The following is a 250-nucleotide window of genomic DNA, read 5'->3' on the forward strand; positions in this document are numbered from 1 at the left end:
CTGGTTGCCAAGTACGCTGACCACCTTCCCCTGTACCGTCAGGAGCAGATCTTTGCGCGAGCGGGCGTCGCGATACCGCGCTCGACATTGGGCGCATGGGTCGGTACGTGCGGCGTGCAGCTACAACGTAAGCGGTCAATTAACGACGCCCATCAGAGTTGTTGAACAGGGCAATAGACTTACCGCAGTTCGGCGGGCATGCACCAGGGAAGAAGCGCGGCGTAGTCGTCGACGGTCTGCGCGAGCGGTA

The 250-nt window shown here is 61.2% G+C and carries 1 pseudogene; it reads left to right on the forward strand.

Annotation, left to right across the window (positions count from 1 at the left end):
• Positions 1-126 (forward strand): annotated as a pseudogene (locus tag AB3X96_RS43005) (transposase); the annotation flags it as partial.
• Between the last annotated feature and the right edge of the window lie 124 nt (positions 127-250).

The organism is Paraburkholderia sp. BR13439, from assembly GCF_040948805.1.
In the GTDB taxonomy this organism is placed as follows: domain Bacteria; phylum Pseudomonadota; class Gammaproteobacteria; order Burkholderiales; family Burkholderiaceae; genus Paraburkholderia; species Paraburkholderia youngii.